Source organism: Adonisia turfae CCMR0081 (genome assembly GCF_011009555.1).
Lineage (GTDB): Bacteria > Cyanobacteriota > Cyanobacteriia > Phormidesmidales > Phormidesmidaceae > Leptothoe > Leptothoe turfae.
Window position 1 is genome coordinate 6468136 of record NZ_QXHD01000004.1, and the last position, 21534, is coordinate 6489669.

At 49.3% G+C, this 21534-nt stretch carries 21 protein-coding genes; 13 read left to right on the forward strand and 8 right to left on the reverse strand.

Annotated elements, in window-relative coordinates; all coding sequences use genetic code 11:
* The 10 genes from DXZ20_RS31385 to DXZ20_RS37920 form a co-directional block, all read left to right on the forward strand.
* A partial coding sequence (locus tag DXZ20_RS31385) for a 3-oxoacyl-[acyl-carrier-protein] synthase III C-terminal domain-containing protein (protein WP_284681698.1) occupies positions 1–496 on the forward strand: 496 nt, incomplete at its 5' end.
* A 113-nt stretch (positions 497–609) separates the two neighbouring features.
* Entirely contained in the window at positions 610–1488 is an 879-nt protein-coding gene (gene fabD, locus DXZ20_RS31390) for an ACP S-malonyltransferase (protein ID WP_163702783.1), read from the forward strand.
* A 5-nt stretch (positions 1489–1493) separates the two neighbouring features.
* Positions 1494–2144, forward strand: a complete 651-nt coding sequence (locus DXZ20_RS31395; RefSeq protein WP_163702784.1) for a 1-acylglycerol-3-phosphate O-acyltransferase — start codon at positions 1494–1496, stop codon at positions 2142–2144.
* A 72-nt stretch (positions 2145–2216) separates the two neighbouring features.
* Positions 2217–2552: a DUF2288 domain-containing protein gene (locus tag DXZ20_RS31400; protein ID WP_163662412.1), complete on the forward strand. Its 336-nt coding sequence runs from the start codon at positions 2217–2219 to the stop codon at positions 2550–2552.
* Positions 2536–3606, forward strand: coding sequence for an AI-2E family transporter (locus DXZ20_RS31405; RefSeq protein ID WP_348918739.1), 1071 nt, complete (start codon positions 2536–2538; stop codon positions 3604–3606). The genes DXZ20_RS31400 and DXZ20_RS31405 overlap by 17 nt, the downstream gene beginning before the upstream one ends.
* A gap of 177 nt (positions 3607–3783) precedes the next feature.
* Complete coding sequence (locus DXZ20_RS31410; protein ID WP_163702785.1) at positions 3784–4752, forward strand: homogentisate phytyltransferase; 969 nt, start codon at positions 3784–3786, stop codon at positions 4750–4752.
* 270 nt (positions 4753–5022) lie between these two features.
* Positions 5023–7290, forward strand: coding sequence for a CPBP family glutamic-type intramembrane protease (locus DXZ20_RS31415; protein ID WP_163702786.1), 2268 nt, complete (start codon positions 5023–5025; stop codon positions 7288–7290).
* A gap of 36 nt (positions 7291–7326) precedes the next feature.
* Positions 7327–8256 carry a 2-hydroxyacid dehydrogenase gene (locus tag DXZ20_RS31420; RefSeq protein WP_163702787.1) on the forward strand — a complete coding sequence of 310 codons (930 nt, stop codon included), beginning with the start codon at positions 7327–7329 and terminating at the stop codon, positions 8254–8256.
* Between the two features lie 352 nt (positions 8257–8608).
* On the forward strand, positions 8609–9376 hold the full coding sequence (locus DXZ20_RS31425; RefSeq protein WP_163702788.1) for an HAD-IA family hydrolase: 768 nt from the start codon (positions 8609–8611) through the stop codon (positions 9374–9376).
* Positions 9377–9382: 6 nt separating this feature from the next.
* The gene (locus tag DXZ20_RS37920; RefSeq protein ID WP_163702789.1) at positions 9383–10141 is read left to right on the forward strand and encodes an RIO1 family regulatory kinase/ATPase domain-containing protein; all 759 of its coding nucleotides are present in this window, start codon (positions 9383–9385) and stop codon (positions 10139–10141) included.
* A 47-nt stretch (positions 10142–10188) separates the two neighbouring features.
* On the opposite strand, the gene DXZ20_RS31435 is transcribed toward DXZ20_RS37920, so the two are convergent.
* The 7 genes from DXZ20_RS31435 to DXZ20_RS31465 form a co-directional block, all read right to left on the reverse strand.
* Complete coding sequence (locus DXZ20_RS31435; RefSeq protein WP_163702790.1) at positions 10189–11028, reverse strand: M48 family metallopeptidase; 840 nt, start codon at positions 11026–11028, stop codon at positions 10189–10191.
* Between the two features lie 32 nt (positions 11029–11060).
* The gene (locus tag DXZ20_RS31440) at positions 11061–11501 is read right to left on the reverse strand and encodes a YbjQ family protein (protein WP_163662398.1); all 441 of its coding nucleotides are present in this window, start codon (positions 11499–11501) and stop codon (positions 11061–11063) included.
* A gap of 42 nt (positions 11502–11543) precedes the next feature.
* A complete protein-coding gene (locus DXZ20_RS31445; RefSeq protein ID WP_006516189.1) occupies positions 11544–11888 on the reverse strand; it encodes a YbjQ family protein in 345 nt (114 codons plus the stop codon).
* Between the two features lie 350 nt (positions 11889–12238).
* Complete coding sequence (locus DXZ20_RS31450; protein ID WP_163702791.1) at positions 12239–12616, reverse strand: hypothetical protein; 378 nt, start codon at positions 12614–12616, stop codon at positions 12239–12241.
* Positions 12617–12739: 123 nt separating this feature from the next.
* Positions 12740–13813, reverse strand: a complete 1074-nt coding sequence (locus DXZ20_RS31455; protein WP_163702792.1) for a glycosyltransferase family 4 protein — start codon at positions 13811–13813, stop codon at positions 12740–12742.
* Between the two features lie 153 nt (positions 13814–13966).
* Entirely contained in the window at positions 13967–15334 is a 1368-nt protein-coding gene (locus DXZ20_RS31460; RefSeq protein ID WP_348918740.1) for a HEAT repeat domain-containing protein, read from the reverse strand.
* Between the two features lie 627 nt (positions 15335–15961).
* Positions 15962–17080 carry a DMT family transporter gene (locus tag DXZ20_RS31465; protein ID WP_163662385.1) on the reverse strand — a complete coding sequence of 373 codons (1119 nt, stop codon included), beginning with the start codon at positions 17078–17080 and terminating at the stop codon, positions 15962–15964.
* A 182-nt stretch (positions 17081–17262) separates the two neighbouring features.
* Here DXZ20_RS31465 and sppA point away from each other — a divergent pair, with 182 nt between their 5' ends.
* Together sppA and aroH are read left to right on the forward strand one after the other, a co-directional pair.
* Entirely contained in the window at positions 17263–18123 is an 861-nt protein-coding gene (gene sppA / locus DXZ20_RS31470; RefSeq protein ID WP_163702793.1) for a signal peptide peptidase SppA, read from the forward strand.
* A gap of 92 nt (positions 18124–18215) precedes the next feature.
* On the forward strand, positions 18216–18629 hold the full coding sequence (aroH, locus tag DXZ20_RS31475) for a chorismate mutase (protein ID WP_163662381.1): 414 nt from the start codon (positions 18216–18218) through the stop codon (positions 18627–18629).
* 129 nt (positions 18630–18758) lie between these two features.
* Here aroH and crtR read toward each other — a convergent pair whose 3' ends face one another.
* On the reverse strand, positions 18759–19649 hold the full coding sequence (gene crtR / locus DXZ20_RS31480) for a beta-carotene hydroxylase (protein ID WP_348917908.1): 891 nt from the start codon (positions 19647–19649) through the stop codon (positions 18759–18761).
* 413 nt (positions 19650–20062) lie between these two features.
* On the opposite strand from crtR, the gene pyk reads away from it, so the two are divergent.
* Positions 20063–21534, forward strand: a 1472-nt coding sequence (gene pyk, locus DXZ20_RS31485; protein WP_163703678.1) for a pyruvate kinase, incomplete at its 3' end; no start/stop codon positions are given.

The window sequence follows — 21534 nt, forward strand, 5'->3', positions numbered from 1 at the left end:
CGTGATGCAGGCGTGCGATCGCGACCGTTTACTGGGCTTTGAAATGCACAGCGATGGCTCGATGAACGGTTGTTTGCGCCTCGCCTATCAGCCTGAATCGAACGCTCTAATGGATGGTGTTACCAGCCAACAGGGGACATTTAAGACCATTACAATGAATGGCCGTGAAGTCTACCGTTTTGCTGTTAGTCGAGTGCCAGAGGTTTTAGAAAAGACCCTGTTCCATGCAGGCCTAGCGGCTGACGACATTGACTGGCTGATCTTACACCAGGCCAACCAGCGTATTTTAGACGCCGTTGCGAAACGACTAAAGCTGCCGAACGATCGGGTGGTTAGCAATATGGCCAAGCACGGCAATACATCTGCTGCCTCGATTCCCATTGCGTTAGATGAATGGGTGCGCACCGGTAATGTCAAGCCTGGCCACAAAATTGCAATATCTGGTTTTGGCGCAGGTTTAACCTGGGGTGCAGCCTTGCTGGAATGGGGGCTATAAGATTTGCAAGGTGCGGCAGACGACGCCCACCCTGCGTTATCGGCTGCTTGCCTACCCTTTTCGAATGCGTCATTTACTGAGACATTGAAGAACGGACGAATACGCTAATAACAATGACAAAGACCGTGTGGGTATTTCCGGGGCAAGGGTCCCAGTCTGTAGGTATGGGTGATGATTTGGCCGATGTGGCCAAAGACAGATTGGCAGAGGCTGAAGATGTTTTGGGTTGGTCAGTATTGGGCCAATCGCAAAGTGAGGAATTTCAGCAGGCCAAAACCCTGTATACCCAACCCTGTCTTTATGTGATTGAATGCATTTTAGTAGATCTGTTGGGGGAAAAAGGCCATCACCCTGACATGACAGCTGGCCATAGTCTGGGAGAGTATTCTGCCCTTTACGCAGCTGGGGTGTTTGATTTTATTACCGGTCTCTGTCTGGTGAAGCGGCGCTCAGAATTGATGGCCCAGGCTGACGATGGGGCGATGGCTGCTCTGATGGGGTTTCAGCGCCAGGAACTGGAGGAGAAACTGGCGCTGACCGAAGGCGTGGTACTGGCCAATGATAATAATCCTGGCCAGGTGGTGATTTCAGGCAGTCCCCAGGCAGTTGAAGCCATTATGCACGGCATTAAGGTGAAGCGGGCCGTCAAGCTTAATGTGGGGGGAGCCTTTCATTCTCCGTTGATGGCCCCTGCTGCCCATGAGTTTGATCAGATACTGGCTGATGTGCCCTTCAAAGATGCCAGTGTTCCCGTGCTCTCCAATGTGGATCCCACACCAACCACCGATGGAGACCTGTTGAAAAAGCGTCTGATGCAGCAGATGACGGGCTCGGTACGCTGGCGTGAAATCTCCCTGAGTCTGCCTGACCAGGGCATAGGCACTGTTGTTGAAGTGGGGCCAGGAAAAGTCCTTACCGGCTTGATCAAGCGTACTTGCCGCAGCTTAGGGCTGAAAAACATCGGTACTTTAGAGCAGGTTGAAGCGTTTTGAAGCCAGTGAATCATCACCCACGACAGCGGGAACCTAGACTCAGTTTGCTGCTTTACTACCTGTTTAAGTGGTCGGTGGTCAATCCAATGTTGAGGGGCTATTTTCGTGGACGCATCTATGGTGCAGAAAATATGCCCAAAGCAGGCCCGGTGCTGGTGGTGGCTAACCATGCCAGTGACTTTGATCCACCGATTGTGTCCTCCTGTGTGCGTCGTCCCGTTTCGTATATGGCGAAGCAAGAGTTGTTTAAGGTGCCGGTTTTAGCGCCTGCAATTCGTGCCTATGGGGCTTATCCAGTAAAGCGTGGTGGGTCAGCTCGTGGGGCGATTCAGGCGGCCTTGCAACAGCTGGAAAAAGGGTGGGCCGTGGGTGTATTTCTACAGGGAACCCGCACCCGTGATGGCCGTATCCCGGAGCCAAAACTGGGGGCGGCAATGATTGCTGCTAAGGCTCAAGTGCCGTTAGTGCCCGTCAGTCTATGGGGAACCCATCGCATTTTGCCCCGGGGGGGCAAATTTCCCAAGCCTTTACCGGTGACTGTGCGCATTGGCCCGTCCATTGCACCGCCAGAGTCGACCAAGGATAAGGCGGCGCTACGGACTTTGACCGAATATTGTTGCGATCGCATCCATGCCATGCACGATCTTGGGCGGTGATGCAAAGGTTACAATAATTCTTCAATCAGAGTGATAGTTTTTTGACCTACCACTGTCCAGCGGAGCCATAAAATGACCCAAAACTTAAGACAAGATCTAGCGAATATGGTGGGTCCTACCGAGTGGAATTGGCTAAAACCTCACATTGCCCGTGATACGGTTGTCTTTGTAGATCCTCAGCTTGATCTAGTGGAAGTGGGCATGGCCTTGACCAATGACAATGTACAGTTTGTGCAACGCTGGATTGGTGAGCAGCTAATTACCAAACCTTCCAGGGAGCAACTACAGACTTGGGGTGTGGATGGCCCTCCCAATCGATTGCAGTCTCTCATTGTTCAGCCCTATGTTTTAGTCCAAGAGATTTTGCAAGTAGCGGACACCAATAGTAATAGTGGCTCCTCGACTTAACCCGCAGACAAAGCCCTCGCTGGAGACAGTACAGGCCGTTTTAGCTCAGCTAGACAATTCGGTGCTTGTGCGATTTCTCCTGCTTTTAGCGAGTGGCTGGGGCGTATTGCAGCTATTGACGTATTTTGAAATCGTGGTGGTCATTTTTGTGATTTCCACGATTTTAGCGTTTTTGCTCAGTTATCCGGTGCGATGGTGTCGCCGATTTTTACCCCATGGCATGGCAGTCTTTGGGGTGTTTATGGTGGCTTTGATACTGGTTGGTGGTATGGCAACCACCCTGGCGTTAGCCGTGATTGCTCAAGGCCAAAATTTGCTAGACAATGGCACTGATTTTCTCAATGCTTTGCTGCCGATTATAGAATTTGTTGAAACTACACTGCGGCAGTGGAATGTGCAGGTAGATCTGCAAGCCCTGGGAGAACAGCTACAGCAGCAAGCAACTAGCCTATTGGGATCTGGCTTGGGGTTGGTGCAGACCCTGCTGGAAAATTTCATCAATGCAATTCTCATTGCTGTGGTGACTTTTTTTATGATGCTAGATGGCCCTCGCCTATGGCGATGGACTTTAAAGGCGATCCCTGCCAACCAGCAGAAGCGATTAACCTTAACCATTCAGCAAAATCTTCTTGGATTTTTTTTGGGACGACTGCTGTTGTCCATCTTTTTTGCAGTGTCTACGTTTGTTGTTTTTTTGCTGCTGAAGATTCCCTATGCCCTGGTTTTAGCCGTTATTGCGGGGCTTTTTGACCTGATACCTGGCATTGGTGCCACATTGGGGGTGGGATTAATAGGATTGTTGTTGTTGTCACAAGGATTGTGTATGGCTGTGCAATCCATTGTGGTGTGTATTTTGTTACAACAAGTCGAAGAGAATATGTTGTTGCCCCATGTAATGCGAGACTCTCTGAATATTAATCCGGTGGTCATGTTTTTTGCCCTGCTTGTTGGCGTACGAGTAGCGGGGTTACTGGGGGTGTTTCTGGCAATTCCTATTGCTGGGGTGATTGTGAGCCTATTGGATGTGGATGAACTGAAAGGGCGGTCGACGTAACGGAATGTTTTAGAGGCGTTCTATGGAACTCTCCTGCAAATAATAAAAATGAGAGCCCTCTGCCTAGGAAGATACAAATGTTTAGCAGATCTATTAAGCATTTCAACAATGCTCGGAATCTGTTGACGGTCTCGGGAAAACTCGGCATGGTGATTTGAGAGGTTCCCCATAATGCCGATGACTAAATCTGCACTTAGTCCTCCATCTCTAAATCTATTGCAAAGCCCTATCCCATGGTTGCGGGCGTTTTGGAAGTTTTCTCGACCCCATACGATTGTGGGCACTAGCCTGAGCGTATTGGGGTTGTTTGGCATTGCCTGGGCGACCCGCCACCCGGCAGGGCTATCACCTGGGACATTTGATGTGTGGCAGGGGATCAGTGCTCTCTGGCTGACTTGGTTGGTCTGTATGTGTACCAATATTTACATTGTTGGTCTCAATCAGATTGAAGATGTTGCCGCTGATCATGTCGAGAAACCTTATCTGCCCATCGCAACAGGAGAGTTTTCGTCTGCCCAGGCCAAGATGCTAGTGGGCATTGCCTGTAGCGGTGCCATCTTGCTGGCAGTGCTATCCCAGAGCCTTTATTTAATGGTTACTGTTTGGCTCAGTCTAGCGATTGGTACAGCCTATTCACTGCCCCCGCTGCGATTAAAACGATTCCCTCTGCTGGCTTCATTTTGCACCCTGTTGGTGAGGGGGGCAGTGGTGAATTTAGGGATCTATTTGCATGTGGCAAGCCAGCTGGGATTGCTGCCCCAGGTACCTGGTCGGGTATGGGTGTTGACGCTGGTGGTGTTGCTGTTTAGTAGTGCGATCGCACTACTAAAAAAATTGCAAGACGCATCCTACGTTATCGACGATTGGAGAATAGCCAAGATATTGCGGAGTGTCTGGTGGCTGCTCACGGTTTGTTACATTAGCCTCATTCTGACCGCGCCATTGATTTCGGCCATCAATACTGAATTTTTAGCGGTCACCCATGGCTTGGCACTGGGTTATTTCTGGTATCTGAGCCGTCAAGTGCAGCTAGAGTCTGGTAATGCTAGCAGTGCCTATATGAGTCACAGAGAGTATTACCAATTCATCTGGAAATTATTGTTTATCGAATACCTGATTTTCCCCACTGCCTGCTTGTTGTATTAGTAGCCCGTATAAGAAGCACCTGTATGAAGCATGCTAATGCGGTGCAGAGTATTGAGGGATAGTGCTTATCAGCCTAAACCTAGAAATCGTAAGGAAAGGCGTTCTATAGTTATGTACTCCTAGGCAACAGTGTACGGGAGCCCAAATGTGCCTGTAAATTTACGGTTTTGGCGAGGACTATCGCATCTTTGGATAGGCTCATGGAGCATAGGGCTCAGCATGGCCCTGGTTATCTTGCTGGGTGTCTCAGGTTGTACTAGAGCAGAGACCATGCAGCGGCTGTCTAACTATGACATTCTGACCAACGCTCTCCCCAGTTCCATAGAGGTGGCTAAACCCCCCGAGCATTATCAGCCAGTGGCTGACTGGATAGGGCGCTTGGTTTTGCCCCAATTAGACGAAGTTGAAGCCAAACCGGGAGACTGGGCCTGGATAGAGTTACTCCACACGCCATCGTCTGATCAGGACTTGGTCGGACAAACCGTTGCCTTAACCTGGCAAGCTGATGCCAGTCTGGCTGCCTATGTCAACTTGGTCAGTCGGGATCTCCGCTTTGGCGCTGAGGCCAATGAAAGCCAGCAAGCGGGTAACGTACATCCCCAAAGGCTTGATGGTTGGCAAACTGTGGGGCCATTGCAGTCGTTGGCAGGGGCACGCCCTCAGGATGATGTGCTGGTGTCTCTGGCAGGCGTCAGGCGAAAGGGGGATAGTCTCACCATTGCTCAAAAGCCAACTCAAATAGCTGAGCGGTTTTATGGTTTAGTCAAACTAGCATCCACTGCGGCGGTGAAAACCACATGCTCCGCAGTCTGTTGGCAATTTCAGGTACGCCACTATAATCCAGATTCCCAGGAATTCGATGGGGCGTTAGATGCTATTTATTTGCCAGAGATTCCGGCTGTTAATGGGGTACGGCAGTTTAGCCTGAAACAGCTAGAGCAATCGCCTGCGGGTGAACGTGGTTGGTATGTTTATGGCAGCCCCAACGGGCAAGGGCAATTTATGGTGCAGGCCCTGGCTCCCCGTGCCCTGTTTGAGTTGGAGCCCGATGCCACAATTACGGCCCCTGATGATGGACTGAACTATATCAACTTTGGTAACTGGCGACGGACTCGCGATCGCAAAGGCACCATCGAAACCGTACAGCTAGGACAAACTGACTGGCAGGAAGGCGATCAGGGCTTAGTGCTCCATATTTTTGGCGGTATTGGCGGCGAGCGAGCAGAAAAGCCTCCGGTGGTGGGTACAGTAACGGGACATTTCTCCTACGGCATTGCCACCGTGGTGCGTGATGCCATCACGCAAAAGCTACGATTTAACATTGATTATCATCAGGTCTATGCCCATAACCCCAATGGGATTGTGTCTGGCAAACTCAGCTGGGAAGAGTACATGGGCAATCTCCAACGGGGCTGGATGGGCACACGTCCTGTTTCTGATGTCATCGTCAGGCTTGATGCATTAACCCAGGATTATGGCCAGGCAGGGGCCAGCATTCAGCCTTTGGCGATGCTGGCGCAGCAACTACAGATTATGACTGCCCGCTATCGAGTTGGGGATGGGACCGGCGCTGCCGTGGTGACACCTGCCCAATCCTGTATTCAAGATTCTAGCCAGGCTCTCTATAAAACCATTAAGCAAATTGAAACCCAGGTGCGCCATCAACCGCCGGTTGATCCCCAACAGCTGCAACCACTGGCCGTTTTAGGGAAACGGTTAGAAAATGCGCTAGTGCCCGTCGGCATTGTGCGACCGGACTGGCAGCAGAATTCTGAAGTTTTAGCCGGTACACGCGATCAGTCCCTCGATCGCAAAAATAATCTAATCACTCAGCTGCTTAGTTGGCGTACGATTATCCCTCGGGTGGCCTACGATCATCTGGCCATCATCTTTTATGAGCAAGGGGCCACACTACGGTTTCTGAGAACCAATCAGATTGGAGGCAACGATCCAACAATTTTGCCCTTAGCTCCTACGGAATTATTTGGTCAATACTTTTTTATCCCGACAGCATTTTCTCGCCTGATTGAAGCTCTAAGAGTGCCTAGTTTCAGTGATTGGTTGATGACATTAGCTGTAGCTGTTGGTTATGGTACGATCGCTATCCCGCTGGGGCTATGGGGCAAACTGTTGTCGTTGCAAAACATTTTGGGTCGTGTGCCCCCTGGGCAACTAGTTTTACGGTTGCTACGCGCTCTTGTTGTCCCTGCCCTCATAGAAGAACTACTGTTTCGAGTATTACTGTTACCCCATCCTACTGAAGGGGTCTTATCCACCACATTACTTTTGTGGGCGGCGTTAAGTATGGCACTCTTCGTCATTAGCCATCCCCTTCAGGCAATCTTGTTTAGAAGTCATCTAGTGGCATTATTTAGTCGACCCCTGTTTATTGGATTAACTGCTCTGTTGGGGCTAAGCTGTGTGGCGCTTTATGTAAATACCGGTTCTCTGTGGACTGTGGTGGGATTGCATTGGATAGTTGTAGCCATCTGGCTAATCTTTTTAGGAGGGTGGCATCATTTGCGCTTCTACAATTAATCGTTAACGATAATGTAGACCAACAGCAAGGCTGCCATGACTCTGAGTCTGATTTGTCCAACTAAAGATCCTGCACTTTGGGTGGCTGCTATTCAAGCGATCGATCCAAAGATAGATCTGCGGGTGTGGCCTGACGATGGGGATAAAGCTGATGTCACATTTGCCCTTGTTTGGGCTCAACCCCAGGGCATTTTTTCCCAATATCCCAACCTCAAGGTGATTTCTTCCATGGGAGCAGGGGTGGATAATCTGTTGCAGGATGGTTCCATTTCTGCGCAGATGACCGTAGTGCGCATGGTTGATCCAAGGCTGGTGAGCCAGATGGGAGACTACGTTTTAGCGGCCACCCTCAACCATGTGCGTCAGTTTCCTGACTATGCTCAACACCAGCAACAGCAACAGTGGCAGCCCCTGCCACCACCTAATGTAGATGACGTTACCGTTGGTGTTATGGGCCTTGGGCAAATTGGGAGCACTGTAGCCACTCGCCTGGTCCAGGTAGGGTTTCAGGTGGTCGGCTGGTCACGTCGCCCCAAGTCCATTGCCAATGTGCAAGTCTTTGCTGGGCAACAACAGCTATCGGACTTTTTAGCAGCTAGTGAAATTCTTGTTTGTTTATTGCCGTTGACCGCTGAAACTGAAAATATTCTCAATACAGAGACATTGGCCCAGCTTCCCAAGGGAGCCTACGTTATTAATGTGGCCCGAGGTCATCATTTAGTTGAGGGAGAGTTACTCTCACTGCTAAATAAAAATCATCTTTCTGGCGCTTGCCTGGATGTGTTTCGTCAAGAACCCTTAGCCCAGGATCATCCCTTTTGGAGTCATCCAAAAATTACGATAACTCCCCACATTGCTAGCTTGACCCATCCTGTTTCTGTAGCTCCACAGATCGTTGAAAACTATCGACGGATGCAACAGAAACAACCATTGCTAAATCAGGTGGATATTCGACGTGGATATTAATACTGCCTGGTCTCATCATGCTCTCTGCATCTTTATCTTTCTGGCAGAGAAAATAAAATAAAAAAAGAGCCCAACCAAGTGGTTGAGTCTCTTGTTGAAACGCTTCGAGAAATGCCTGAATAGGCACATGAGTATGTGAACGATAGTTGAATCGAAATGCAGCTCCAACTGTGCATTGGCCTGCACTGATCACATCGTTCAGATACAACATATCAAGCAGGTTGGCTGCAAGTTTGTAGCAAAATCTACGAGTTGAAAATTTGTAGCCATTGGGATGTTATTTGCGTTCTATGGGCCGTTTCCCAATGACGGTAAAATCAGGTTTGGAGATTTTAGTAGATAGGAGAAATCTGTGGCAGAGTTAAAGGCCTTGATTTTTGATGTGGATGGCACCTTGGCGGAAACTGAGCGGGATGGCCATCGGCCCGCCTTTAACCAAGCATTTACAGATATAGGTCTAGATTGGGATTGGACACCGGAACTCTACGGCAAACTGCTCAAGGTATCAGGCGGCAAAGAGCGTATTCGTGCCTATGTGCAGGACTATCTCGGTGATTTCCAGTTACCCTCAGAGTTTAGCGATTTAGATGCCATGATCAAGCATCTGCATGCGACTAAAACAACCTATTACAAGCAGTATGCGGCAGCGGGCAAAATTCCCCTACGCCCTGGTGTAGAACGTTTTCTCAATGAGGCGCGCAGTGAAGGGGTGAGACTTGCGATCGCAACCACCACCACTCCAGCCAATGTCCAGGCATTACTCGAAAATACCCTCGGTGCCGATAGCCTAAACTGGTTTGACGTGATTGCCGCAGGCGACATGGTGCCCAAGAAAAAGCCTGCCCCCGATGTTTACGAATATGCCCTAGAACATATCGACTTGCCTGCAGAAAACTGTTTGGCATTTGAGGATACCAACAACGGTTTGCTTTCGGCTACGCCGACGGGACTGAAAACCGTCGTCACCGTCAATGAATATACGAAAGCGCAAGATTTTACTGGCGCTCAGCTGGTGCTCAGCGATTTGGGTACCCCCGATACTCCTTTCAATGTATTAGCTGGCAGCGCCGGTGATTCAACCTACTTCACCGTGGACGTAGCCCGTCAGCTGTGCGCTTAGGTGTCTGTGACGACTGCCCTCAGCCTCGGGCAATTTTGGGATAGTCCAGCTCGACAGCTGTTGGCCTATCCCAACGGTAATCAGGAGATGCTGAGCCACCGCTGGGCTGAGCTACAGACCTGCGGGATTGATGCGATATATTCCTATGGCCCAGAGACCTTAGCGGACTTTGCAATTCTAGGCTCGGGCTACTGTGGCGTGGTGTTGCGGGTGCGCCATCAAGGATGCGATCGCGTGCTAAAAATTCTGCGAGCGCCCGCCCCACAAACCAATTTACGTACAGAAGCCGATATGTTGCAACGGGCTAATGCAGTGGATGTTGGCCCAAAGTATCTTGCCCATAGCGATCACTTCTTGCTAATGGACTTCATCGACGGTCCTATGCTGGTGGATTGGCTACAAACCCCACAGCCGGCTGAGGACATTCGTAGCCTGGTGTCACAGCTTATTGATCAGGCCTACCGCTTAGATCAGGCTGGGATAGATCATGGCGATCTGCGCTGCATTACAGCCCATGCCCTGATGTGTTCTCAAAAACCGGTACTCATAGATTTTAATAAGACTAGTTTGGAGCGACGCCCGGCCAATGTTACGACATTGGTGCAGGGGCTGTTTATCAGCACCCAGATTGCCCAGCTTTTGCGACCATGGTTTGCCAGTGTTAGCAAGTCAGTATTAGTTGAGCATCTACGAAGTTATAAGCACCAGCCATCTCGGGCGAACCTACACTCCCTAATAACCTATTTGGGAGTAGTTGAGGTTTAAGTCTTTATCTTGAAGCTAGCTATGGGAGAAAACCTACTAGTGTCTGATTAATCTAATTGGTTGGGTAATGGGGTTGGTTCCCCCTCCAAAGCCCAACCTCGTTGAGTGGCCAGGGTCTCTAATTGTTCAATCCGTGACTCCGTCAGCGGATGTGTGGACTGCCATTCCAGTAAACGGTTAGCGACACCCAGGTCTAATTCTTGTTCATTTAATCGCTTAAAAAAGTCAAGGGAATAGTCTACATGGCCATAGCGCTCTTGCATCATTTCAATGGCATAGATATCGGCCCGCTCTTCCTGCTCGCGGCTGTAGTGTAAATCTGCCAGACTAATGGAGCTAGTTAGAAACGGCGGTAGCTGTACACCGCTAAAACCCAACAGGCTATTCAAACTTAAAAATACGAGGGAGCGCCCCAGACTCCGCAGTGTATCTCGATGTTCAAAATGGCCAAGCTCATGGGCCAGTACAAATGCGAGCTCATTCTCCGTTTCGATGTCGTCGAGCAGCCCTGTGGTGACAAATACATGGCCGCCAGGGATCACCATGGCGTTGGGGCTGTACTCCTCCATGATGTGAACCTGGAGTTCGGGGCGCTGTTTTAATTCGTCAGTGAGTAACGATTCTGCCAGGGCCTCAACATAGTCAAACTGTTGCCCCTCATGGATTAGAGAAGCTCCAGTGAATAGGCTATCAAAAACCACTTTTCCCACCTGAGTTTCGGCCTTGGGACCCATGCGTGCCGCAATTTGAGCGCCAGCTATCCCAAGACCTACATAAAGAGTTACCCCCGCCGTAACGACGGTGCCCATGAGATAGCCAAAATTAACGAGGGGATGAACCGGCGTAATATTGACCTCATCGACGATTTCGCGCGGGGTATATTTCATGGTTGCTGGGTTATGGTTGCTGGGTTGCAGAGTTAACGAATGCCAGTGCCGTAAGCCATAATCTCAACGGCTCCCATGCCGCCTGAACTCTGACCCGCGATGTTAGAGGTTTCAAAGCGGATATTAAGTACCTGAGAGGCTCCCCACTCCATGGCGGATTCTTTCATGCGCAGCATGGCTTCTCGCCGTCCTCGGTCGATCAGGGTTTCATATACGATGACCCGGCCGCCTACGAGGTTGCGTAACGTAGCGGAAGCTGTCTTGAAATAATCGTTGGCAATAACAACACTCCCTACGAATAGTTCGGATTCATGGGCATAGGGCAGGTCTTGTTTTGCTCCCCAGCTCATGACCGGTACGTGGAGGCTTTGCTTTTCGCGGCGTTTAATGTCTTCGTAGTGTTTACGCTCGCGGCGATTACCGACAAAGTAACCTATCCCGATCAAAATCAAAAAAACAATAATATTGTCCATGGTTTTGCCTATGGTTTTATCTGCAAGGAGTTCTGGATACTGTTACTGGACTTTAACCGCAGTACCATAAGCAAATAACTCAGCTGCACCAGGGGCAACGGATGAAGTGGCAAATCGGACATTGATAACGGCGTTTGCACCCAGCTGTTCAGCCTGCATCACCATCCGATTAACGGCTTCTTGTCGGGATTCTTGTAGCAGCTCTGTATAGGCTTTCAATTCGCCGCCGACAATATTTTTGAATCCTGCAAGGATATCTTTGCCCACATGCTTAGCGCGAATGGTGCTGCCTTGTACTAGGCCATAGTGCTCGATAATTTCCTTGCCCGGTACACCCTCTAGATTAGTCAGGGTAATGTTCGTTGCACGAGCAGTTGAGCGTGTCATTCCAAAGCTCCGATAAGTAATTAAATTACAGTATTACAGTAGTTTGCCTATGGGTGAAAAAGCGTCCAGTCACCCATTGCAGTGACGGTTCCTTTGATACCTACATAGGATAGAGATCAAATTCCGTTGTCACTTTGTATGGACTGTTAAACCATAGGTGGTCTTAATCATGGCAGTGAGGTATCTCTGCCCCATGGCCTCTGTGACAACGGCTTGATTTTATCGTCTGCTATATAATTCCCTTGCTTTTATAAAAGTTGCTTTACACAAAATTTGTGCAATAGTGCGCTGATCCAGCATTTTCTAAGGAAAAATACCGATAGGTCAGGCTAAAAGGCCCCATACTCTGCTTAGACTCGACTATTGTCAAAACTCTGGCAAAAATGATCTACCCCAGTTTTGCTGATGTATAACACGACGGGCACGGCTAACAGATTGGGGCACTGGCTATTGTGGGTGAGGTGTTGGATCAAACCGATGATCTGCTGCTTTGTCAAATTAGCTCGAAATTCTGGCAAACAAGCGATGTGGCGATAGCGTTTGGCAAAGCCTTCTAGCCAACCGTCGTTTTCGGTCGGTTCTAACCCGGCTCTAAGGGCTAATGATAGGGCGGCATCGTTTAAATCGCCATCACAGTCTTCGATTTCTTGAAGCGATCGCAAGGCTTCAGGGTGGTCAGCCAATTGTTCAACCAGTTGAGTGATTTCGATTAAGGGGATTGAGAGCATGGGCAACGGGTAAGGGTAAGCAACAGGAGCAGGTAGTAGAGCCGAGACAGATACGTAGGTCCGTGGTGGTATCTGCCCCAGCTAAGGAGAAAAACGTATTAGACCCCATAAAGGTGTCCTAAGTTAGGCTGTCTTAATGATCGCTTCAAACCAGTGCTCAAAACGTTTGCCGAGGGCGGCTAAAGAATATTTCATTTCTGCTTGCTGGCGGCAGTAGCGACGGTCGATGTGGTCAAGCTGTTCGATACCATTGACTAGACCTGCGACATTATCAGGCTCGACTAACCAGCCCGTTTGACCATGGTCGATAATTTCGGCAGGACCGCCGCGACGATAGGCAACTACAGGGACGCCACACGCTAAGGCTTCAATAGCTACATTACCAAAGGCTTCTACCCAGCGAGGTGTCATCAGTAACCCTCGACAGCGACGGACAGTTGACTGTAGCTGCTGAGTGTTGACAAAGCCCAGGTAGTCAATCGGTGCATTGGGATAGGTCCGCTGAATGGTATCCCAGTACTCTGGGTTTTCCAGCTTACCTAAAATTTTCAGGGGAGTTTGCGTTTCCTGGACAGCGGCAACGGCATCTTCCAGCCCTTTCTCTGGTGAAATACGCCCTAACCATGCCAACTCCGGCTCTGGTGTGTCGCAATAGCTGTACTGCTGTAGGTCAATGGCACTGCTAAGAATTTCCCAGGTCAGGCCACCAGGGAAGGTATCGGTTTGGGTTTGGGTGTAGGCCCCCAATGTGCCGGGAAATTTAGTATTGATGTCGACCACGGCCTGGTCCATGATGCCGCTGAGGGAGCCCATGCTGACAAAGTGGGCAATGGGGGTATCAAAAAACGGCGTAAGGTAAAAAGGTAGCCAATCGTAGGCGAAGTTCACAATCAGGTCGTAGCTCTGCTGCACTTGACGTGCATAGGTCCATTGGTTAGCTAAAACCGCATTCTCTACCATGATGGTCGGTGTATCCCGCCCCTGGGTGTGGGCTGTGGACTGCAGGGCACCAGGAACTTGGATCAGCTGCGCCCCCTCGATCTGGGAATTGTCGGGCGCTGCGATCGCAATATGATGACCTTGCTGGGTCAAGGCTTTGACTAGATTGACTATTGTCAGCTCAACACCGCCTCCTAGACCTGAACCTAGGGGGCCTACGGGAGTGGATACAAAGAGTAATCTTAAGCACCGTGCCATGTAACCGCATCAACTCAGCCCTATGACCCTACTATGGGTGCTGCTTGATCAACTCACTGACTTCTAGCATTTGTGGATAGATTTTGAGCTGGATACAATATAGATTTGCCTATATAGCTAGGCTTCAATGCAAACCAATTGGCTCCTGCCTGCCTAATTAGTTATATTTTCCACTTCATCGGGCAGCAGTTCTGGAGTGGCCCGCGAAGCTTCCAGCGTATTTAAGGAGGATTGCATCTTAGGAGCTTCACGAATACGATTTAGCTGCTCTAAAGCCCACTCTGCTGTGCGACGGACTTCTGCATCTTCATCTTCGGTGGCATGGCCCAACATTTGGCTAATCTGAGTGACCAAATCGTAGACACGAGTTAAATCGCGAATCGCATTCTTGCGCACATCCGGATTATCGTCCTGTAGTGCGATCGCAAGGGCGCGATTCATTGGTTTCAAAGAACGAATGCCAATTTCTGAAAGTGCTGCCAGAATCAGACTCTTTTCTTTGGAGTCCGCATCCACCATGCTATTTACCAGGTGTTGCACAGCAGAGGAATTGCCTCGCTGACCCAATTCCCAAATGGCCTTGCGACGCTTGCTTGGATCGGCCACCTGCAAATTGGCCACGAGCTCATCAATTACATCGACTTTTGCCAGGCGAGTAGTCGCGCTCACGGGGCTAGATACGACCGGCAAGCTATTGTTGACTCCACTAGGAGGCTGTGGCGTAACGAGATGATTTACATCTGCCGCAGAGCCAGTCCCATTAGCCGTCGTATGCCCATTCAAAGACGTATTAGCTGTTGTCGGCTGGGAGACTTCTTTAGGGACGGCTCCCCAGGGGGCATCTTGCTCATCGTCACCAGTGGATTGGGTCCGATTAGACAGAACAAAACCGATGCCAAAGCTGCCGAGGGCTGCAATGAGCGCTAAGCCCGGCCACAATAGCCTACCCAATCCTGGTGATGGCTCAGGCTGAGTAGTCGCAGTAGGGGCAGATGTTACAGGAGGCGTATTCGGAGCCCCACTGTTGATGCCTGTTTCCGGTGAAACTTCATCACCGATATTGATGTCTTCTCCGTCTACCGTTGCGTTCTCTGCGTTGATGCGCACAGAATTTGCTTCGCCTTCTGGAGTGCCTACAGCGCCATCTTCAGCATCTGGATCAGCCGCATCCGATGCTTCAGGGTCGGCAGGTGCTTCAATTACATCAGATTGTGAAAATAGGCGCGGTGCAGCATCAGATTGTTCACTTTGCTGCCCACGTAATTTTTCAATAGCTGCAGCGGTAACGGGGCCATAAATACCGTCAATAGGCCCATTGTAATAGCCGCGCTCTTTAAGCTCCTGCTGTAAAGCCTTGATTTCCTCTTTTTGCTCCTCAGAAGTAGCACCTTCTAATGGAGAGTTGGAGGAGTTATTGCGAAAATCAGGAGTTTGCTCACCTGTGTTGACCGCCGCATCTGGGTTAACGCTCGGAGACTGCGCTATCAGTGAGGGACTACCTTTGGCTTGCAGACTTGTCACAGATAGCGTGAAAGCTGTCAGACTTGTTAAAAATACTAGAGTAGAGCGCCAAATCATATCAGTTTAGTATCCAGTACCTGCGTCACTCTGTTCACGGCACAGACCGACTATTCAATGCTTTGAATGGCAGATTCCTGCTGAATCCATATCACAACCAGGTCGTTCTGATCTTGAAAGGGCTTCTTAACCAGTGATTAAAACACCATGGCATCGCCATGTAGAAGCCTGTAAGAATTAAATTACCGCTCTAGCCAACGGCAATAGCACCGCGCTTTCTCCTAACTTTACCCAAATTTTGGATTGCCATGTTCAAGTCCATGGCTTAAATGTGCCCAAGTTCCTAAAAATTTTGGCTGAGCTTGCAGTCGTCAGAGCATTCGCTCTGGCCCCGTCAACATGATATAAAATCCCCAAAGCCCCAGAAAATAGAGCAATCGAGTCGCAAAAACCTCAACTGATGTGAGACATTTGCGATCGCAACAGGTTTCGACAGCTTGCAGCCAATACTAACCTAAATAACTAAGTAATCTAAGAGCTGATTTATCAAGAGTTCTTAGTATGTGGTCAACCTATGTGAAGACCAGATGTGGTCAAGGTCTTGTGGGCTTCACTCTATGGTAATAATGCTTAATCCGAGGACGGGTCCACACCCCCTTGGGAGTAGAGCCAGGCTTCCATGGATTTTGCTAGCTCAGGGTTAATGGCTTTGGCCAAACCGATGACGGATGGCCCCGTTAATATGTTGACTAGTCCCTGAGTAATGACGTCCCGTTGATTAACTAGATAGATACTAATGAGCGTAAATCCAACCCCGGTCCATTGAACAGTGCTGAGATTTTCTGACAGTAATGATGTGCTAAACGTCAGTGCAAATACGGGGGTTAGAAATGTCAGGGCACTCAGACTTGTGAGATTGCCCTTGGCGGCAAGGTAGAAAAAGATGCCATAGGCAATGGCACTACCAAACACCGTGGCATAAAGAATTGCTAACCACCCAGTGATGGTAATACCTTGCCACTGATTGACTTCAGTATAGGCAGAGAGGCCTAATAGGGGAATACCACCTAGGATCATATGCCAGCCAGTGGCAACTACTGGGTCTACATGCCGAGAAACATAGGCAATCATGACTGTCCCTACCGCCATTGACAACGCTGCCAATAGCATTAACCACTCCCCATGCCCTAACAGGATTGTGATTAACTCTTGACCGATGGGTAACTGATTACCAAAAAACTCTGTCTGGGTGGGCCAGTGACCGGTGGTAAAACCCGTCGACATGCCTGAGACTGCACGAAGAATCCATTCGTCGGGTAAGCCGAGTAGGCTAATGCCAAGAATGCCTAATATCAAACCGATCCATCCCAAAGGACCAACGATTTCTTTGAATAGGAAACGAGCCATTAAGGCAACTGCAATGGGTTGAGAGTCGATCATGACCGACCCAAGACCGGCCCCTGTGCGCTGTAATCCTTCGGCTAAAAAACCTTGAAATAGGGTGCCGTCGACTAATGCAAAGCCCCCTATCCACGCCCATCCCTGCCAGCTTTGCGGTTGTTTACGTCCTAAAATAGCCGCCACCATTAGGACCAGTATGCCGGCGGGCATTAATCGTAATGTGGCTAGAAATAAAGGACTAGTCGTGTCAATCACCCCCTTCATTGCCACCATGGCCGTACCCCACAAAAAGAAGGGGGCAATCAAAACTAGGGCTGGTGTATTTTCCTGGTTGAAGGGGGATGCCATGCAGCGGGGAAAGAATGGGTGAGACTGAAAAACTACGTTCCTTACTATAAAGTTATGTTAAGTTCTGATGGCGTTCCCTGCAAAGCTGTTGAGCAATTTTTCGATATTATCAAGCTGTAATAGCCTACGGCAGGGGGTTATAGTAATCATCTGAACGTTCGTCGTTTATTCAGTCAATGTCTATGATTTGGCCATTCAAGCCACGTTTCCGTAAACAGATTGCCCGTATCGAAATTTCTGGAGCAATTGCAGGTGGAACTCGGAAGCGAGTATTGGAGGCCCTTGAAGAGGTCAAAGAGAAGAAATTTCCGGCACTGTTGCTGCGTATCGATAGCCCAGGCGGCACGGTGGGCGATTCTCAAGAGATTTATAGTGCGTTAAAAAAACTCCAGGAAACCGTCAAAATTGTCGCTAGTTTTGGCAATATTTCTGCTTCTGGGGGTGTCTACATTGGCATGGGTGCTCAGCATATTGTGACGAATCCCGGCACAATTACTGGCAGTATTGGCGTTATTCTACGGGGAAATAACTTGGAGCGCTTGCTCGATAAGGTTGGGGTGTCATTCAAGGTGATCAAGTCTGGCCCCTACAAAGATATTTTGTCCTTTGATCGAGAGCTGACTCAGCCTGAGCAGAAAATTTTACAAGAGCTGATTGATGTCAGTTATGGACAGTTTGTGTCGACCGTAGCAACTGCACGTAACTTAGATGAAGATGTCGTTCGCGGTTTTGCAGATGGACGTATTTTCACCGGTGCCCAGGCGCTGGAATTAGGTGTAGTCGATCGGGTGGGTACAGAAGCTGACGCCAAGCAGTGGGCCGCTGAACTCGCTGATTTGGACCCAGAGAAGGTTGAAATTTATAACATTGAAGAGCGTAAGCCGTTTTGGAATAAGCTATTGCCGGGTAATAGTCAGGCGATGCTTCCTTGGATGAGTCCTCGGATGCAGGGATGGTTAGAGTTTGAACTTGCCTATCAAGGGGTCCCCCTATGGCTCTATCAATCGCCAGGCAATACATTGCCTGGTCCGTTTGGTGGATAATCTGGGCATGGATTTCTAGCAGACCTAGAAAAGGCTACTCTATCTAAGGGGATGGTGCGAGCCAGCCATGCAATGTACAAGGGATAGGCAACATGCAGCAAGGAGAGATAGGTGACTGGCGAGTGCGTGCCATTCGAGGTGCGACTACCGTACCTGAGAATTCAATAGCTGAGATCGCGAATGCAGTCACTGAACTACTCGACGCCTTGGAAGCCAAAAATCCAATTACACCTGATTCTATGATTAGCGTTACGTTTTCAGTGACGTCCGATTTGGATGCAATTTTTCCAGCTGCGATCGCACGGCAGCGCCCTGACTGGGATACTGTTCCTTTGCTAGATGTGCAGCATATGCAGGTGTCTGGTAGCTTGCCCATGTGCATTCGTTTTTTGATCCATGCTTACATGACTCTGCCTAAAGCCGATATCTACCATCCTTATCTGCGAGGAGCCAGTGGTTTGCGCCCTGATTGGTCCAGTGTCAGCACCTCAGCCCATGTTCAATAGTGAGCATTCGATAACTTGGCGGGGCTATCATAAATCAGAAATAATCTATTACAAAGGGGTTCCAGCTTTGGCTGGAACCCCTTTGTATAAAACATTCAAAGAATTCTTATCTATCTAGTGCGCCAAGCGCTACTTCTTGTGGTGCAAGCGAATGCCTAAAAAGATGTCATAAACAAATCCCCAGAAGTCTTTGCGGTGATGCAGTCCTAATGATTGGGGAGCCCCCTTTTCGTCTAACAGAGGCTTCATCACCTCATAAGCAGGCTGGTATTTATACCAAGGTATGGATGGCCATAAATGATGCACCAGGTGATAATTCTGACCCATAATCAGCACATTCAATAGCCGACTAGGATAGACCCGTGCATTCTTCCATCTATTTTTTTCCTCAAAGGGACGATGGGGCAAATAGTCGAAGAATAGTCCTAAAGCCACGCCTACAACCAAGGCTGGTGCAAACCAATAGTTTGCAAAGTAGTTCAAAAAGCCAAAGCGATAGGCGGAGTAAATTAGACCCCCTACGACTAGACGGCTTAAAAACCATTCCAGTAACTCATACTTCTTCCACAGTCGTCGCTGGAAAAAGTAAATCTCATGGTAAAAAAAGCGCGGTGCAATCAGCCACAAAGGACCGCAGGTAGATACAAAATGGTCCGGATCATTTTCCGGATCATTGACATTGGCATGGTGCTGTAGATGTACCCGTGTAAACACGGGGAATGTAAAACCCAGCATTAATGCGCTGCCATGGCCTAAAACCGCATTGATAATGCGGTTGCTGTGGGCTGAATTGTGGGATGCATCATGAATAACCGTTCCCACTAGGTGTAAGCCCACCGTGTTTAAAACAAAACAAATCCAGTGGGGAAAGCTCCAGGCAAAATACCCAAACGTAGCAATAGTCACCAATAGGACTGCTCCTACGAATATGAGTAAGTCTGGGCTAACACCACCGTCCGCGTCTAAAAGATCCTTGGGTACTCGTCTAAGTACTGCCGGATGTGTTGGCACCGAAACCACAGTAATACTCCTTCACACCTATGTTTCGAAGTATACGCTACCTAGAGGTGATAATAAAGTTTTGTGACGTTATCTCATTTACTGCTTAACACTTTCCAAACTGACTCAAAACAATCTACTGCCTGATAATCAGTGCCAACGTTTTTTCTGACGGTTGTCTAGCCAACATCGTTGGAGAGTCTAAGAAAGGATTGAGTCTCTAAGCTTTCAGGTAGGCCTTAACCATAGAATTCAAGGGTTTTTGAAGCACAATCGAGCCCTGGCATGATACTATCCGGTGGTTTGTTAACACATGTTCACATCCAAAACCACTGTTTTTCGTCGAGTAGAACGGAAGGTTTAAATTGGGTGTTAACTAACCCACTATTGGGTGTTGACTAACCCACTATCGGCTAGCCCACGGACAAAGCACTATGCCACTGCGCCACGCCCTGCGTCGGACTAAGATCGTATCCACCATTGGTCCAGCTACTCAGGATCCTGCAACGTTGCGATCGCTAATTGAAGCTGGGGCCACTACCCTGCGCCTCAACTTTTCCCATGGTACTCACGACGATCATCAACGCAATATTCGGTTGATTCGCCAAATCTCGTTCGAGCTTAATCAACCCGTTGGCATCCTACAGGATCTTCAGGGTCCCAAGATTCGCCTGGGTAAATTTGAAGCGGGTTCTATTCACCTAAAAACAGGCGATAGCTTTATCCTGACTAGTCGCCAACTGCCGGGTACTGAGGAAATTAGTTCGGTCACCTATGAAGCTCTAGTAGAAGAAGTGCCAACCGGTGCCACTATTCTGCTGGATGACGGCAAGGTGGAAATGCGGGTGGTTGACAAAGACATGGAAAAGCGCGAACTCCACTGTGAAGTGGTGGTTGGTGGCAAGCTTTCCAACAGTAAAGGTGTTAACTTTCCTGGGGTTTATCTATCTATCAAGGCACTGACTGAAAAGGATAAAGTAGACCTTGCCTTTGGCCTTGATCAGGGCGTGGATTGGGTTGCCCTAAGTTTTGTGCGCAATCCTCAAGATGTTCTAGAGATTAAAGAGATCATTACGAACGCTGGTAAGCGGGTCCCCGTCATTGTCAAAATTGAGAAACATGAGGCCATTGAGCAGATGGAGGCTATTTTATCTCTGTCTGATGGTGTGATGGTGGCTCGGGGGGATTTAGGAGTAGAGCTCCCAGCTGAAGATGTCCCGATTCTGCAAAAGCGCCTGATTGCGACTGCTAATCGTCTAGGTATTCCAGTGATTACCGCAACTCAGATGCTCGACAGTATGGTCAGCAATCCTCGGCCAACCAGGGCAGAAGTTTCCGATGTCGCCAATGCTATTCTCGACGGCACCGATGCTGTGATGCTATCGAATGAAACGGCGGTGGGTGAATATCCAGTGGAAGCCGTAGCTACCATGGCCAAGATTGCCATGCGAACTGAACGAGAACAAATTTCTCCAGACTCTGATGCCGCCACCAGTCGTACCATTCCCAATGCCATTAGTCGGGCAGTGGGGCAGATTGCTTCCCAGCTGGATGCCGCCGCAATTATGTCGTTGACCAAAACCGGAGCAACGGCTCGTAACGTTTCCAAATTTCGGCCACCAACGCCCATTTTGGCAGTCACACCCCATGTTGAGGTAGCTCGTCGGTTGCAGTTGGTATGGGGAGTTAAACCTCTGCTAGTGGTGGATCTACCTTCTAGCAGTCAAACTTTCCAGTCGGCAGTCAACGTCGCCCAAGAAAAAGAATTACTCCATGACGGTGATCTAGTGGTCATGACTGCGGGCACCTTGCAAGGTGTGTCGGGATCCACTGACCTGATCAAGGTGGAGTTAGTGACCGCTGTGTTAGGCCATGGCAAAGGCATTGGTGAGGGTGTGGTCAGCGG